11 protein-coding genes are annotated in these 13,993 nt (G+C 56.7%); 5 read left to right on the top strand and 6 right to left on the bottom strand.

The window, feature by feature from the left end:
- Nucleotides 1-16: 16 nt before the first annotated feature.
- The 4 genes from Poly21_RS01005 to Poly21_RS00990 form a co-directional block, all read right to left on the bottom strand.
- A complete protein-coding gene (locus tag Poly21_RS01005) occupies nucleotides 17-2,092 on the bottom strand; it encodes a flotillin family protein (RefSeq protein WP_146405100.1) in 2,076 nt (691 codons plus the stop codon).
- 358 nt (nucleotides 2,093-2,450) lie between these two features.
- Nucleotides 2,451-3,077: a 3-keto-disaccharide hydrolase gene (locus Poly21_RS01000; RefSeq protein WP_302117095.1), complete on the bottom strand. Its 627-nt coding sequence runs from the start codon at nucleotides 3,075-3,077 to the stop codon at nucleotides 2,451-2,453.
- A 214-nt stretch (nucleotides 3,078-3,291) separates the two neighbouring features.
- Entirely contained in the window at nucleotides 3,292-5,355 is a 2,064-nt protein-coding gene (gene feoB, locus Poly21_RS00995) for a ferrous iron transport protein B (protein WP_146405098.1), read from the bottom strand.
- On the bottom strand, nucleotides 5,355-5,582 hold the full coding sequence (locus tag Poly21_RS00990; protein ID WP_146405096.1) for a FeoA domain-containing protein: 228 nt from the start codon (nucleotides 5,580-5,582) through the stop codon (nucleotides 5,355-5,357). The genes feoB and Poly21_RS00990 overlap by 1 nt, the downstream gene beginning before the upstream one ends.
- Before the next feature lie 353 nt (nucleotides 5,583-5,935).
- On the opposite strand from Poly21_RS00990, the gene Poly21_RS00985 reads away from it, so the two are divergent.
- Together Poly21_RS00985 and Poly21_RS00980 are read left to right on the top strand one after the other, a co-directional pair.
- Nucleotides 5,936-6,448 (top strand): NUDIX hydrolase, encoded by a 513-nt coding sequence (locus tag Poly21_RS00985; protein ID WP_146405094.1) that lies wholly within the window; start codon nucleotides 5,936-5,938, stop codon nucleotides 6,446-6,448.
- A 186-nt stretch (nucleotides 6,449-6,634) separates the two neighbouring features.
- Nucleotides 6,635-7,876 (top strand): Glu/Leu/Phe/Val family dehydrogenase, encoded by a 1,242-nt coding sequence (locus tag Poly21_RS00980; protein WP_146405092.1) that lies wholly within the window; start codon nucleotides 6,635-6,637, stop codon nucleotides 7,874-7,876.
- Between the two features lie 22 nt (nucleotides 7,877-7,898).
- Here Poly21_RS00980 and Poly21_RS00975 read toward each other — a convergent pair whose 3' ends face one another.
- On the bottom strand, nucleotides 7,899-9,644 hold the full coding sequence (locus Poly21_RS00975) for a C25 family cysteine peptidase (RefSeq protein WP_302117090.1): 1,746 nt from the start codon (nucleotides 9,642-9,644) through the stop codon (nucleotides 7,899-7,901).
- A 117-nt stretch (nucleotides 9,645-9,761) separates the two neighbouring features.
- Nucleotides 9,762-10,298 (bottom strand): Holliday junction resolvase RuvX, encoded by a 537-nt coding sequence (ruvX, locus tag Poly21_RS00970; RefSeq protein WP_146406747.1) that lies wholly within the window; start codon nucleotides 10,296-10,298, stop codon nucleotides 9,762-9,764.
- A gap of 311 nt (nucleotides 10,299-10,609) precedes the next feature.
- Here ruvX and Poly21_RS00965 point away from each other — a divergent pair, with 311 nt between their 5' ends.
- From Poly21_RS00965 to Poly21_RS00955, 3 genes are all read left to right on the top strand, one after another.
- Complete coding sequence (locus tag Poly21_RS00965) at nucleotides 10,610-11,122, top strand: SET domain-containing protein (RefSeq protein WP_146405091.1); 513 nt, start codon at nucleotides 10,610-10,612, stop codon at nucleotides 11,120-11,122.
- A gap of 11 nt (nucleotides 11,123-11,133) precedes the next feature.
- Nucleotides 11,134-12,318, top strand: coding sequence for a cysteine desulfurase family protein (locus tag Poly21_RS00960; RefSeq protein ID WP_146405089.1), 1,185 nt, complete (start codon nucleotides 11,134-11,136; stop codon nucleotides 12,316-12,318).
- A 200-nt stretch (nucleotides 12,319-12,518) separates the two neighbouring features.
- Nucleotides 12,519-13,991, top strand: coding sequence for a sulfatase family protein (locus Poly21_RS00955; protein WP_302117089.1), 1,473 nt, complete (start codon nucleotides 12,519-12,521; stop codon nucleotides 13,989-13,991).
- Nucleotides 13,992-13,993: the final 2 nt, after the last annotated feature.

The raw sequence follows: 13,993 nt of genomic DNA, 5'->3' as shown, positions 1-13,993 counted from the left end.
GGTAATGGCTTACCGATTAACCTTTGGCGGTCGGTTTGACTTTCTTGACCTGCGTGGCCGCGACGGTAGTTTCATCCTTGCCGCTGGGTCGAGCCAACAGGCGTCCCGCTTTTTGCTCGGTGACATTTGCCGTCGCTGCGATATTGAGCAAACTGGTCAGTTGGTTTCGTGCTTCATCTGTCGACGCCATGCCCAGCATCTTGGCGATCAGCGCGGCGATCGACAGGTCCTTGACACCATCGGTATCGAGTCCGAATTGACCGATCAGGTCTTGGACTTGGGTACGAAAGTAGTCTGCGTTGCCATCAAAGAAGGTGTCCTTAATATCGGTGGCAACCTTGCTGTTGTAGACAAATCGGTCGATGGCCTTGCCGCCCTTGACCGCCGAGGTGATTTGGTTGAAGAACTCGCCATCGCCACCGACGATATCGATACGTGCGGCACGCAGGGCGTCCCCGATCACGCTTGCTTGGCTCTCGGCGATACCGCGTTGAGCATCGATGGCTGCGATTTCCACGTCCTTCTCCTTGGCCAGAGCAAGTTTGAACTCTTCGTGTTCTTTGCCGACCCCATCGAGTTTCTTCATCGCCTCGGCTTTCTCGGTGATACCGGTCGCTTCGGAGCTGTACTTCTCGCGTGACACCTTGGCTTCGGCGAGACCCTCTTTCTCCAGCGATGCGGCTTTCGCCTCTTGGACTTGAGCTTCGGCCAACCCAATCGCCGCTGATTGTGCGGTTTCGGCTTCCGCGAGCATCTTCTTAGCGGCGGTTTGTTTCTCGGCAGCATCTCGATTCGCTTCGGCTTCGATACGAACTTTCTCCGCGATCAACTCGCTCGATTCCTTCTCCGCCTGTGCCAACTTCGTTTGCCGGATTCGCTCTTCTTCTGCTTTCATTTCAGCCGCGGTAATCTGAACCTTCTTGGCACGATCGGCGGTGGCAAACTCTTCGGTATCCTTGATTCGCTGTTGTTCTTCAACGACCGACCGTTCAACGGCCACGCGTTCCCGAATCACTTCTTGAATGTTGCGTCGTTCAACTTCGATTGCCTTTTCTTTTTCAACTTCGGCGACACCGACGACGCGTAAACGTTCGGTTGCCTCGAGGTCGCGATCACGGGTGACACGTTCTTGTTCGACCGCGTCCGTTTTCTCTTTATTGCGTTGGGCGACCAAGACTTGACGAGCCTTGTTCTCTTCGGCGACGCCAATCTCCTCTTCTGTCTGAATGCGTGCGCGTTCGGCTTCGAGCCGTTGCTCCTGCTGCACCTTGGTCGCTGCGGCTTGTTCGCGAGCGGTAATCTCAGCGATCTCGCGAGATTGTTTCTCGACCGCTTCGACGCGCTGCCGCTCGAGAGAGAGAATGGTTTCCTGCGCCTCAACATCTTGTTTCTTGAGCGTCTTCTCGCGGTCGCGAGTGAATTGGTTTTCCTTGACCTTCTCCATCGAGGTCAGCTCGGTGATCTTCTTGATCCCTTCCGCGTCGAGAATATTGCTCGGGCTGAGCATCTCCAGCGGTGTCTGTTCCAGGTAATCGATAGCCGCATCGTCGAGCCGGTATCCGTTTAGGTCCGTTCCAATGACCTTGAGAATCTGATCCTTAAATTTGTCGCGTTGATCGTACAGATCGATAAAGTCAAAATGCTTGCCGACCGTCTTGAGCGCTTCACTGAACTTGGCATCAAAGAGTTCGCGAAGCGTTTCGATTTGGCTGCAGCGTTTCGCCCCGATCGCTTCAGCCACCTCTTTCATCTCCGCTGGAGAATTGGCGACACGGATGAAGAAAGCGACCTTAATGTCGGCGCGTATATTGTCGCGGCAGATCAACCCGGCGCTACCTTCCCGATGAATTTCAAAGCTCTTGAGCGTCAAGTCCATGAATTCGTACTGATGGACCAGCGGGATGATGAACATCCCTTGACCGCACACAGCCTCTACCCCGCCACGCCCTGACTTCACGATCGCTTGATCGGGGCCCACCTTGATGTAGTAGTGCTTCATCATGACGAGGATGAAGAGGATCACGAGAATGGCCCCGACAATGAACACGATAATTCCATCGGTCATGTAGGAATCAGTGATTTGCAAGAGCATGGGAGCTATCCCTTTGGTCAAAGGCAGATGAAGTAAAGCTGGGGCAAGAAGCTGGGCGGGATCTCAGAGGCAGTTGAGGCGCAAATTCTCTGCAGAATATTCCACCATCCACCCGGCGATCCTGGGCATCTTAGTTGATCCTAGGTCACAAACAGCACTTGTGAGGGGGATTTCGCAAATCGAGACAAGATAAGGACCGGGCGACCGATCGCTCCGCCCGACGCAAGAAATGCGGACGTGGTCCAGCTCAGACGGACGAAGCCGTCTGGATGAATGGTCAAGCGGCGGTTGCGATCGCCGCGAGCGTGCGGCCGTTACGAGGGTACGGCCGACTCAGCAATTTCCGTCGGAACGCTGCTTATTGCAGCGGCATGACTTCGACTTTGCGGATGCTGACTTTGCTTCCAGGATCGTGCTGCTGGAACGCGAAGTAGCCTTCTTTGAAAGTCTGTTCAAAGTCGAGGTACTCATAAAGCTCCTTGCCATCGACGATGAATTTGATCCGCAGCATATCCCGTCCGCGCCAATTGTCTGCTTTGACGTCGATTTCGTAAGTGAACCAAGTATCGGGTTTGACGAGTTCGTGGTAGACGTGACACATACCGTAGAGCGATCCGGTGCGGATCGGATCGGTGTGGCTACTGTTGACCTGGGCTTCGTAGCCGTCCAGGAACCCAGGTTTCTCCGTGGTATGAAAATACAAACCGGAGTTGCCGTGATCGTTGATCTTCATCTCCACCCGATAACGGAAGTTTTTGTACGGGCCGGTCGTTGATACCAGCATCGATGCATTTCCCGAGCCACGGATCTCGCCATCTTCGACTTCCCAGTGACTGTCGTCGCCACCCACCTTTTGCCAGCCGTCGAGTGATTTGCCATCAAAAAGCGAGGTCCATTTATCAACCTCTTGCGCCGATACACTTCCGCCGCAAAGCAGGGCGAGTGTGGCAATACAGCAGAATGAACGTTGAAACAGGCGAGTCATATTGAGTTTCCTAGGGCTAAGCGTGAGGGGACGCCCGCGGGGGCGCATGAAAAACGTCAGCCCAGCAATATAGTTCAATCAGGGAGTTGGGGTAAGCTGCACGGCAGTAACGTGGACGCAGGGTTCGCTGTGTCCACTAGCAAGTCGGCCGTACCGTTAGGTTAGGCGACGGTTGTCTCCCCCCAATACGATGAATCTATGGTGTCGCCGAACCCTACGAGAGCATCGAGACTGTCTGATAGGCGATGAATGCGGCCGCGTAGGCCAGCAGCGTCATGTAGCCGAACTGGAATGCCGCCCATTTCCACGAGCCCGTTTCCTTTTTGGTGACCGCTTGCGTTGGCAGGCACTGCATCGCGAGCACAAAAAATACCAGTAGACTGACGCAGGTCGCCGGAGTGAATACGCGCCGCCCGTCCGGATAGGTCGCCGCGGTGAGTCGGTGCTGTAGCGTTGAGCCTTCTTCAGGCTCAGGGCCGAGACCGTAGAGGATCGAGAGCGTCGACACGACCACCTCCCGAGCAGCGAAGCTGGTCATCACACCCACGCTGATTTTCCAATCGAATCCCAAGGGTTCGAAGACAGGTGCAACGATCTGCCCCATTTGTCCGATGATCGCGTATTCCTGATCTGCTGCGGCACGCACATTTTCAAGTTCGCTTTCGCTTATCTGATCGGCGGCGACATGCTTTGCGGCAAGTTCTGCTTCGAAGCGTTCGTCGGAGAGTTTGGGATAGGTCGAGAGCACCCAAATGCCGATCGAGATCAAAAGGATTACAGTCCCTGCATCCCGCAAAAACATCCAGCCACGCTCGTACGAATATCGCAGGGCGTTACGAATCGAAGGTGTCCGGTAGTGCGGCAAATCGAGGATGAGCGGCGATGGTTGGCCCGGCAGCAATGTCAGTTTGAGTATCAACGCGACGATAAAAGCGGCAACCATGCCGAGCACATAGGCCCCCGCAAACAGCCCCGCAGCGAGAAGCGGGTTATCGGGAAACAGCATCGCGGCGAGCATCGTATAGACCGGCAAGCGAGCCGAGCAGGTCATCAGCGGGATGACCATGATCGCAGCCAAGCGATCTCGTCGGTTTTCAATAACCTTAGTTGCCATGATGGCAGGGATGGCACAGGCGTGTGCGGCTAACAACGGCACAAATGCCTGGCCGGGTAGGCCAACGCGACGCATCCAGCGGTCCACCACGACGACGGCCCGGGCAAGATACCCGGAGTCTTCTAAAATCGCCAGCATGAAGAATAGTATGAGGATCTGCGGCAGGAATACGACCACGCCCCCTACGCCGCCAATGATCCCGTCAACCACAAGACTTTGGAAGTCTCCCTCCGGCAGCCAGTCGCTGACGGCGGCGCCGAGAGCGGCGAAGCCATCGTCGAGCCACTGCATCGGGACCTGGGCGATCCAGAAGACAAGTGAGAATGCGATCACCATGACGACTGCGAACACAGCCATGCCAAACCAGCGATGAGTCAAAAAGCGATCGACTCGGTCAGCTGTTTCGTCAGAAACGACACTGCCATCGACAATGCTCTCGCGGGCTAACGCGGAGGCCCATTGGTGACCATCGGCAAATGGACAGACACGACAGGATCCACAAGAGGATTCCTCAGTGGAGACTACCGTCAACACGTTTTCAGCGGGTTGCGGTGGACACTCCGCAGACGCATCTCCGATCAGCATCGGCAGGGCAGGACCGGACAACAAAATGTCGAGTTGCGACTTCAGGCGATCAAAACCCTCACCGGTGCGGGCCGACACGCCGACGACGGGACAGCCCAATTTGCGACCCAGCGTATTGAGATCGATCTCAATTCCACGCCGCCGCGCCGCTTCGATCATATTGACTACGACCATCGTGGGCCGGCCCTGCTGGAGAGCGTGCCGAACGATAAAGAGGGTCCGTTGCAAGTTCGTCGCGTCGACGACAATCAGCACCGCATCGGGCACCATGTCGGACTGTCCCAGCACAAAGTCGTGGGCAACCTGCTCCTCCGGCGACGAAGGTTCGAATGAATACATGCCGGGCAAGTCGACGAGGGTGATCGATTTGCCGGCATCCAGTTCAACTCGACCGATCCGCCGATCGATCGTCGTCCCGGGGAAGTTTGACGTTTTGGCAAGCAGATTCGTCAGTCGATTGAACATCGACGTCTTGCCAACATTGGGATTCCCCAACATCGCGACGACAGGCGAGCCCGATTTCTTTTCTGTCGACGTATTACCAGCGTGCGGTTCGGTCGACTCGACCGACGTACTCATCAGGAGGCTACTCGCATGTAGATACCTCGAGCGATCTCCCCGGCCACGGCGATCTTGCCGCCCGCAGCTTTGACGATCATTGGATTGCCGCCACGTGACAATTGCACATGCTGACCGGCAAACAGACCAAGCGCCTTCAACCGAATCGCACAGGCTTCGGGAAGATCCAGTCGAGCAATTTCGCCACTGGTGCCGATGAAATGTTCTAGACTGACTTCGCTGAACATGGGCTGCGCTGAGGTTGGAATCGAGGCGGGAGCGTGGTCCCAGAGCCGACACGGTCCAATCGGACGGTGCCGTCAACTGCAGGACTCGCTAGTTGAGAATGATTCTCGTTTAGGTCAGTGTAGGCGATTGGCTGTCGGCAGCCTAGTGGGTTGAGCAGGGAAAGGTCGTTTTTTTGATTTTTCTCGTTGAACTAAATGGCTGCTCAGAGAGCCGATGGCGTTCGAAACTTCTGCAGGCTGTGAAGGCTGTCGTGATGCGATAATGTGTGCGTTCGTTTCTACCACTTCTCTTCGGCATCCTGGGCCTGTTTTGATCTCAAATTATCCAACGCCCTTCATAAAGGCTGACCGCCGTGCCTGACTTCACCTTATTGCTGCATACCGCTCGGTTCGACGTGGTGGAAATGGACTTGCCATCTCGGGACGGCCAGACGCATCGACGGGCCTACGTGCGGCATCCGGGGGCAGTCGTGCTGCTGCCCCTGCTCGATGCCAACACGATTGTAATGATCGAGAATGAACGCACTGGGGTCGGCGAGACGCTGTTGGAATTGCCGGCCGGGACACGTGATCCGGGAGAGCCGCCGCTGGAGACGGCGGCCCGGGAACTCGTCGAAGAGACAGGCTACCACGCCAATGAGTTGGAGGTGGTGTGTGAGTTTTACTCCGCTCCGGGGCTTGGTAACGAGCTGATGCACATGGTCGTCGCCCGGGATCTCACCGCTGGCGAGCAGCAACTCGAGGCGACGGAGCGAATTGTGACCCGCGTTGTCGAACGCGACGAAGTGGAGCGGCTGGTGCGAGGCCGGCACATCCGCGACTCCAAGACACTCGTCGGGCTACAGTATTTCCTGCTGGGTTATTAGCGACGCTCAGGCGAATCGCCTGAGCGTAAGGGGATACCTCGGACGTCATCGGATGAATCGGGGCGGACTCGCCGTAGATGCATTGCTGGGCGGTTGGCGTTATTGTTGGGTGCGTACAGTCGACGAAACCCAGCCAGCGGGCGCTATCCCGCTGGATTGATTCATATCTTCTTTGCAAAGCCCATCATGAAAGCCTTCGAAGCGACGCGTCACTTTTTCAACCAGGCCGCTGACCAGCTCGATATTAGTGAGGAACTGCGTGAAGCATTGCTGATGCCCGACCGCGAGATTCAGGTCCAGGTGACAATCCGCCGAGATGACGGGCACCTGGCGAACTTCGTGGGCTTCCGAGTTCAGCACGATCATGCCCGCGGTCCCATGAAAGGCGGTCTGCGGTATCACCACGAAGTCGATTTGGACGAATCGCGTGCGCTGGCGAGTTTGATGACATGGAAAACGGCTGTTGTGGATCTGCCCTATGGTGGCGCGAAAGGCGGCATTGGCGTGGATCCAGCGAAATTATCTAAAAGCGAAATTGAGCGACTGACGCGTGCGTTCGTCGATCAAATCCACGATATCGTCGGTCCCGATACCGACATCCCCGCCCCAGATATGGGAACCGACCACCAGGTGATGAGTTGGTTTCGCAACCAATGGGAAAAATACCACGGTTTCAACCCAGCGGTGATCACTGGCAAACCAGTTGAGGAATACGGTGCCAGGGGGCGTGAGGAAGCAACAGGGCGAGGTGTCGGGACACTGACGCAGAAACTTGTTAAGCGACTCGGCATGTCGGCGGACCAATCGAAAGTTGCGATCCAGGGATTTGGCAATGTAGGATCCCACGCGGCTAAGTTCTTGCATGAAGGACAGTTCCCGATTGTGGCGGTGTCCGATATCACGGGGACGTATTACAATGCTGATGGATTGAATATTCCCAAGTTGCTCAGGCACAAGTTGGCACATCCCAAGGGCCTGCTTGAAGGATTCGAAGATGCCGAGCATTTGCCGCTGGACGCGTTGCTGAAGCTTGAACATGTGGACGTTTTAATTCCAGCGGCTCTCGGTGGAGTGATCACCGCAGAAAACGTGGAGGCGATCACCGCCAAGGTCATCATTGAGGCGGCCAACGGTCCCACACATCCCGATGCCGACAAAATTCTCAATGAACGCGGTGTGACCGTTTTGCCAGACATTTTGGCAAATGCGGGCGGGGTCACCGTGAGTTATTTCGAATGGGTTCAAAATCGCCAGCACTACCGCTGGTCGCTCGATCGCGTCCGTCAAGAACTCGATCGGACAATGAACGATGCCTTCGAGTCAGTGTGGCAGATGGCCGCGCAGCACGAGGTTTCGTTGCGAACCGCCGCGTACATGATCGGCATTTCACGCGTCAAACGGGCGACTGAGTTGGCTGGATTGGCGTGAGGGGCAACCCCGCTGATTCCAGCTAGTCCACCACGGTCCTCGCCGAACCGCTGGCCCAGCCTTCGCGTCCTTGCACGAATCCACGAATGACGACTGGGCCGCTCCAGTCTTCTGGGAGAGGAATTGTCGTTATGCCGGCGACGTTACCTTCAATAGGAATCGTCACGTAGCCGAGGGTACAGCCGTGCGGGTCGTCTGCCGCATTGTCTGGGAGCCCAACGGTCGGGGCGGATACCGCCGTTAATGGGCGATCAACACAGACGGTGAGTCTGCCCGCAATTGGACTGGTCACGTTCACACAGACTGTGTGGCTAGGGACTACTGCCGCCTCCGATGACTGGTCGCTTGTTTCGGCCGCGTTCACGGTCACTGACAACTGCTGAGGCGACTGAAGATTGAGTGTAGGATCACCGAAAAGCTGATACAAACCCGCGTGCTCGCTGCGCTCGTCGGCCAACTGATCAGCGGCCGGAGAGATCAGGGTGGCCAGACCATCGACCATCATCTGCGTCGTCGAGCCTGGTCGTTGAATCTGCAAATTACGAACGGCTGCTCGCATCGCGTCCCCCAATCGCTCAGGGGCGTCGGCAGCATCGACATCGTGGTAGGCGGATTCGAGCAACCCGAGTCCGAATCGGGCATTGCCGTAAGGCATCGTTAAGCGGCTCGCGGCGATTACGGAGACCGGACCACCGGGGGTTAGCAGCATCCGTTCGGATAGGCAGTCGCCAGGGGCGTCATACGCTCCGGCGTAGCACGCCAACAAGATCGCGATGGGAGCCCGACCGGGAGGTGCTACTAAACGGGTGACGGTTTGATTATCAAGCAGCGATTCCACCCGCCACTGTCCATCAGTCGTTCGTTGCGTCAGGGCCGACTCGGAGAGGGCTGCCGCATCCTGCTGCGATCGGGAAAGAAAATTCAGTTGGTCAACGCTGCCATGCCCAGCATACACCCAGAACCTCGATCCGTTGCGGTACCGTCCGAGCACCGCAGTGCTAAACGACTCCTCCGGCGGACAGAATGCATGACCGGGACTGGCATAGGCGATTTGTGGCTTCGCGTCAGCCGGCAGTACGCTTGTGAGAACGGATCGGGTCACCGACTCAATCGCGCCGTCGATCAACATCCCAAATCCGCCAACGCCCGCAGTGAGTTGGAAGCTACGTCGCCACACACCAAAGTCTTGCGACAATTCGTAGGCCAAGAGACGATGCACCAAATCTGCTAATTGATCGGGCGTAACGACGGGCAGGCGACCCACCGCCGCGTCCGTGATACCGTCACCGTCCAAATCACCGTAGGGCAGATCCGCAGGGTACGTCGGCGTCGAGCCAAACGCGGCGGTTACTTTCGCCGGCAGATAGAAGGCTGGAATGCGTGTGACACGGTCGGAGTCGACCGCTGTTGCTTGGTTGTGCGAGATTCCTTGGTTGAGTGCAGAGTTTTGCGCGCGAGGGGAATAGTCTGGCGCGTCACCAACGAGAACGACGTACCGCGTCGATGGATCAGCGGCCTCGCGAACTCGCGTCGATGTTTCTTCTGCGGTAAGAGAGGGACGACAGAATGCGAGTTTCAAGCCCTCGGCGCGGCGAAGCTGACACCAGGGTTCGAGCGATTCTCGAAAGCTATCCGCACACACGACGACGACGTCCGCAGCCGAGCTCACCGATGCCAGCGCGAGCATGCCTGCCACGCAGAGCCATCGCGGGAATGCCTGGTGTTTTCTCAAGTGGACGTATTTCAGCAGCACGGGCAGTGTTCTCACGGAAAGGTAATTCGAGAGGAAGACAATGACGGCCGTAGGTTGGGACCATTGTCCCGCGCGGCCTGATCGAAATCGACCTCATTGGGCTTCGACGGGGTCATGGTCGCATCGCTTTGATCAATCTACCAAGGAATCTCCGCCGGCAGCAATTTCAGTTGCGTCATGCCCAGCGATTTCGCCGCGGTAGCGACATGCTTCCAGGAATGACTCGAGCAGCACTTGAGCAGCGATCGCATCAATTCGCTGTTTGGTCTTCTTGCGGGTCGTTTTTGCTTGGCGGATCTTTTGATTCGCGGCGACGGTGGTGAATCGTTCGTCAAAGAGTCTTGTTGGCAGTTGGGTGGTTTGGCTCAGCCAGATGGCGAACTGCCGAGCTTGAACGCTTTTATCACTTTCACCACCGTCGCAGTGGATCGGTAAACCGACGACCCACGCAGCAATGCGTTCTTCGGCAGCGAGTTTTTGGAAATAGGTCTCGTCGGCCTCGTACCCACCCGCATCGGGCTGGGTGACGGGGTGCACCTCCAGTGGACTGGCTAAAATCCGGTCGGGATCGCACACCGCGATCCCAATTCGGACCGTGCCGTAGTCCACAGCAGCAATCCGGCCGTGGCTGGGAAATTCGTTATCAATCGGGGGCGCTGGCATGTTCATGAGCACGAGTGAAGTGCAGTAGGAGGGGGCTGTCAACGGTGAATCGACAGCGAGACAAACGATGTGCTTGCAAAAATTGGCAAATTGCTGCGTTGACGCTCAGCATTGCGTTGATGAAACTAGGGGACCTCCGCTGCCTGGGCAATAAGCCAACCCATCCGATTCCGACCATTGAGTTTGTCTGCACTGGTTCTCATCTCCACTGCTGCAAACGGGGGGATCTGCGGCTCAAACATGACCCGGCTAACAAACGGAGCCGTCGGCGGACAACGCACGACCTTTCTCTTAATTTTCTTTTCCTGAAACACTGCATGATCACCTTGGACAAACGACGCCGAAAAAAACTGCAAGCCGTCGTCGATAAAGACTACTCCTACCGTTCTTACTGGGATGAGGACGTCGAGGTTCGCACGACTGGCAAATGTGGACACGGGGTATTTGCGGCACGTCAGTTCCTACCCGGTGAATTGGTGATGGAAGTGACTGGCCAATTGATTAGCAAAAAGGACTACGAAGGCAGCGAATACGTGATGGATTTGGATACCAAGTGGTATCTCGAACCCAGTATGCCGGGTGCGTTCATGAATCACTCCTGCAGCCCAAACTGCGAATTAATCCAGTTGACGAAAACGTCGCTGGGGGTAGTCGCGATTTGCAATATCGAAGCGGAATCGCAATTAACCTTCGATTACGCTTGGGAAGCGTTCGATTGGAATCCTCGCTGCCGCTGTGGCGCGCGGAATTGTCGTGGGTGGGTGGTGGCTGAGGATGAGGTCAAAAAGATGAAACGGCTGGCCAAAAAACACAAAAAGAAATCGAGCTAAGCCGTTTACCAGTGTCGCTAATTTACCTGGACTTCAATCGAACGACGCCGATGGCCCCCTCGGTCATCGAGTCCATGCAGGCCTTTTGGTCAACGCATTTCATGCTGCCCTCGCAATCGCACGTGCACGCCTCGGCAGTGAGCGAAGCGATTGAAACTGCGCGAGAAAATGTTTCGATGCTGTTGGGGTGCGATCCATTCGAGGTCGTCTTTACCAGCGGTGGAACCGAGGCGAATAACCTCGGCGTGCTCGGGGCAGCGATGATCTGTCACGCGGGCAGCGATCCACGAGATCACGCCCCCGGTTTTCCTTGTAGTTCTCATGTACCACCACCGCACGCCTTGGTGTCTGAGGTTGAGGACGAATCGGTTATCGCGGCGGCCAAACACCTGCAGCTACTGGGGTGGCGGGTAGACTGGGTCCCCTGCGACAGCCAGGGAGTTGTGTCAGTAGAGGCGTTTGCATCGCGGTTCGAACCCACTACGCGTTTGGCGTGCCTGCAATTGGCTAATCCCGTGGTGGGTACGATCCAGCCGATTCGAGAGTTGGCCGATCGCAGCCACAGTCGGGGGATTCGTATTCACTGCGATGCCACGGCAGCAGTGGGACGCGTCCCAGTTGATGTGCGTGAATTGCGAGTAGATACGCTGTCCGTGAGTGCGCATAGGTTTTACGGCCCCAAGGGAAGTGGGGCGCTGTTCGTTCGCCGCGGCCTGGATATGAATCCGATTTCATTCGGGGAATCCAGGGAGATGGGATTGCGGGCCGGCAGCGAAAATGTACCGGGCATCGTCGGCCTCGGGGCCGCTGCGGCAATGACGGCGAGATGCGTCGATGAAGCTCAGGCGACGCTGCAAGAGCTCTGCGAGCGTCTGGTTGAGGGGTTGCGAGCGACGCTCGATAGTCGCATTGAAGTGCTCGCTGAGCATGTGGCTCGGCTACCCAATACTGTCGCCATCGAACTGGCCACCGAAGCAAAACGCATTCAAAGGACAGCGAGACAGATTGTTGTCGCCGCGGCACAGTCAAAGAGTCCGCCGGACGAAATCACTCGTGTGCTGCGCGCGATTGGTAAAAGCGAACAACAGATCGGATGCACATTGCGATTCTCCGTTGGGTGGACTACCAGCCGCGAGCAGATTGATCGCGCCGTCGACTTAGTGGCCGACGCCTGCGAATATGCCTCGCGCGCCTGAACTTTTACTCGCTCACGTGGGGTATGCTAAGTTGCCTGTTGGATTACCAACTCGCCGCGCCAGCGAGGCAGTCCAGCCCATTCCTCGTATCCATTTCGGGCTAGTATTTGTGTATTCGAATAGCGAAAGCAAAATACTCAACGGGCCCTTGAAAGTGAGAGGCGATTTCCCCGAAGCCACCATTCGAACCGAGAAAACTAATGTTCAGAGTGACGTCGATTGCCAGCTTCATGCTGTGTCTATTAGCAATCTGCCAAGGCACAAATGCGGCCAGTCCGCGACCTAACATTGTCTTTGTTCTATGCGATGACCTCGGCTATGGGGATGTCCAGTGCTTGAACCTCGAGCATGGAAAAATCGCGACGCCCTCGGTCGATAAACTTGCTGCCGCAGGCATGGTCTTCACCGACGCGCACGCGGGATCGTCGGTTTGTACCCCCACCCGCTACGGTCTGATGACGGGGCGGTATAGTTGGAGAACCGAGTTACAGAGCGGAGTGGTGCAGGGATTCGCTCCCGACCTCGTCGCCGAAGATCGGCCAACCGTTGCGAGCTTTTTGAAATCACAGGGCTACCACACGGGCATAGTTGGCAAATGGCACTTGAATTTTCAGTACCTCGATCCGGTGACCGGCACCGCGCTCAACAGGAAAGACGGATTGGCGCCGGTTGGGTCTCGGATTCCGGATGGCCCGATCCATCGTGGATTCGATTTCTTTCATGGGTTCCATCATGCCCGGAACATGAAATGTGTGGTGGAGAATGATCAGGTAATCGAGCACGATGATGAGATCAACATGCTGCCGCGATTAGAACGCGAGGCGGTGAACTACATTGGTGCGCGCGCTGCTGATTCCGCGCAGACACCTTTCTTTCTCTATGTTCCGTTCGGTTCTCCGCATACCCCGATCGTGCCTTCGAAAGCATGGCAGGGCAAGAGTGGGCTCGGCGACTACGCAGATTTTGTGATGCAGACCGATGCTGCGGTTGGGAAAATAGCTGATGCACTGCAGCAGGCCGGGTTGGCCGAGAACACAATGTTCGTCTTCAGTAGCGATAACGGATGCTCGCGAGCTGCGGGTATCGCGCAGCTGGCCAAGTTGGGGCACCAGGTGAGTGCGGGGTATCGAGGTTCAAAAGCAGATTTATGGGACGGCGGACATCGCATTCCATTTATCGTCCGCTGGCCGGGTCAGGTCGCCGCAGGTTCGACGTGCGATCAGACCATCTGCCTAACGGATTTGTTTGCGACACTGTCGGAGTTGACCGGTGAAACCTTGCCAGCGGGCAGTGCCGAGGACAGCGTCAGCTTTCTCCCTGCATTGTCGGGGGAACCGATCGCATCCACCCGCGATGGCGTGATCCATCACTCGATCAGCGGACATTTCGGCTATCGCCAAGGAAAGTGGAAACTGCTGCTGGCGAAGGGATCAGGTGGCTGGAGCTCACCCACCGAAAAGCAGGTCGCCGCTGACAGTCCCATCGCTCAACTTTATGATATGGAGAGCGACCCGGCGGAGACGACGAATCAATACGCTTCCCAGCCCGAGGTGGCCGCCCGGTTGATCGCGCTGCTGAAAGCTGACATCGCCCGTGGTCGCAGTACCACCGGACCAGAATCTCGGAACGATACCGACAATATCAAACTTTGGAAGAGCGGCACTCAGCGGTAACG

The sequence above is a fragment of the Allorhodopirellula heiligendammensis genome (assembly GCF_007860105.1).
Taxonomy (GTDB): Bacteria; Planctomycetota; Planctomycetia; order Pirellulales; family Pirellulaceae; genus Rhodopirellula; species Rhodopirellula heiligendammensis.
Note: the sequence above shows the minus strand (reverse complement) of the source record. Positions and strands in the feature narration are given on the sequence as shown.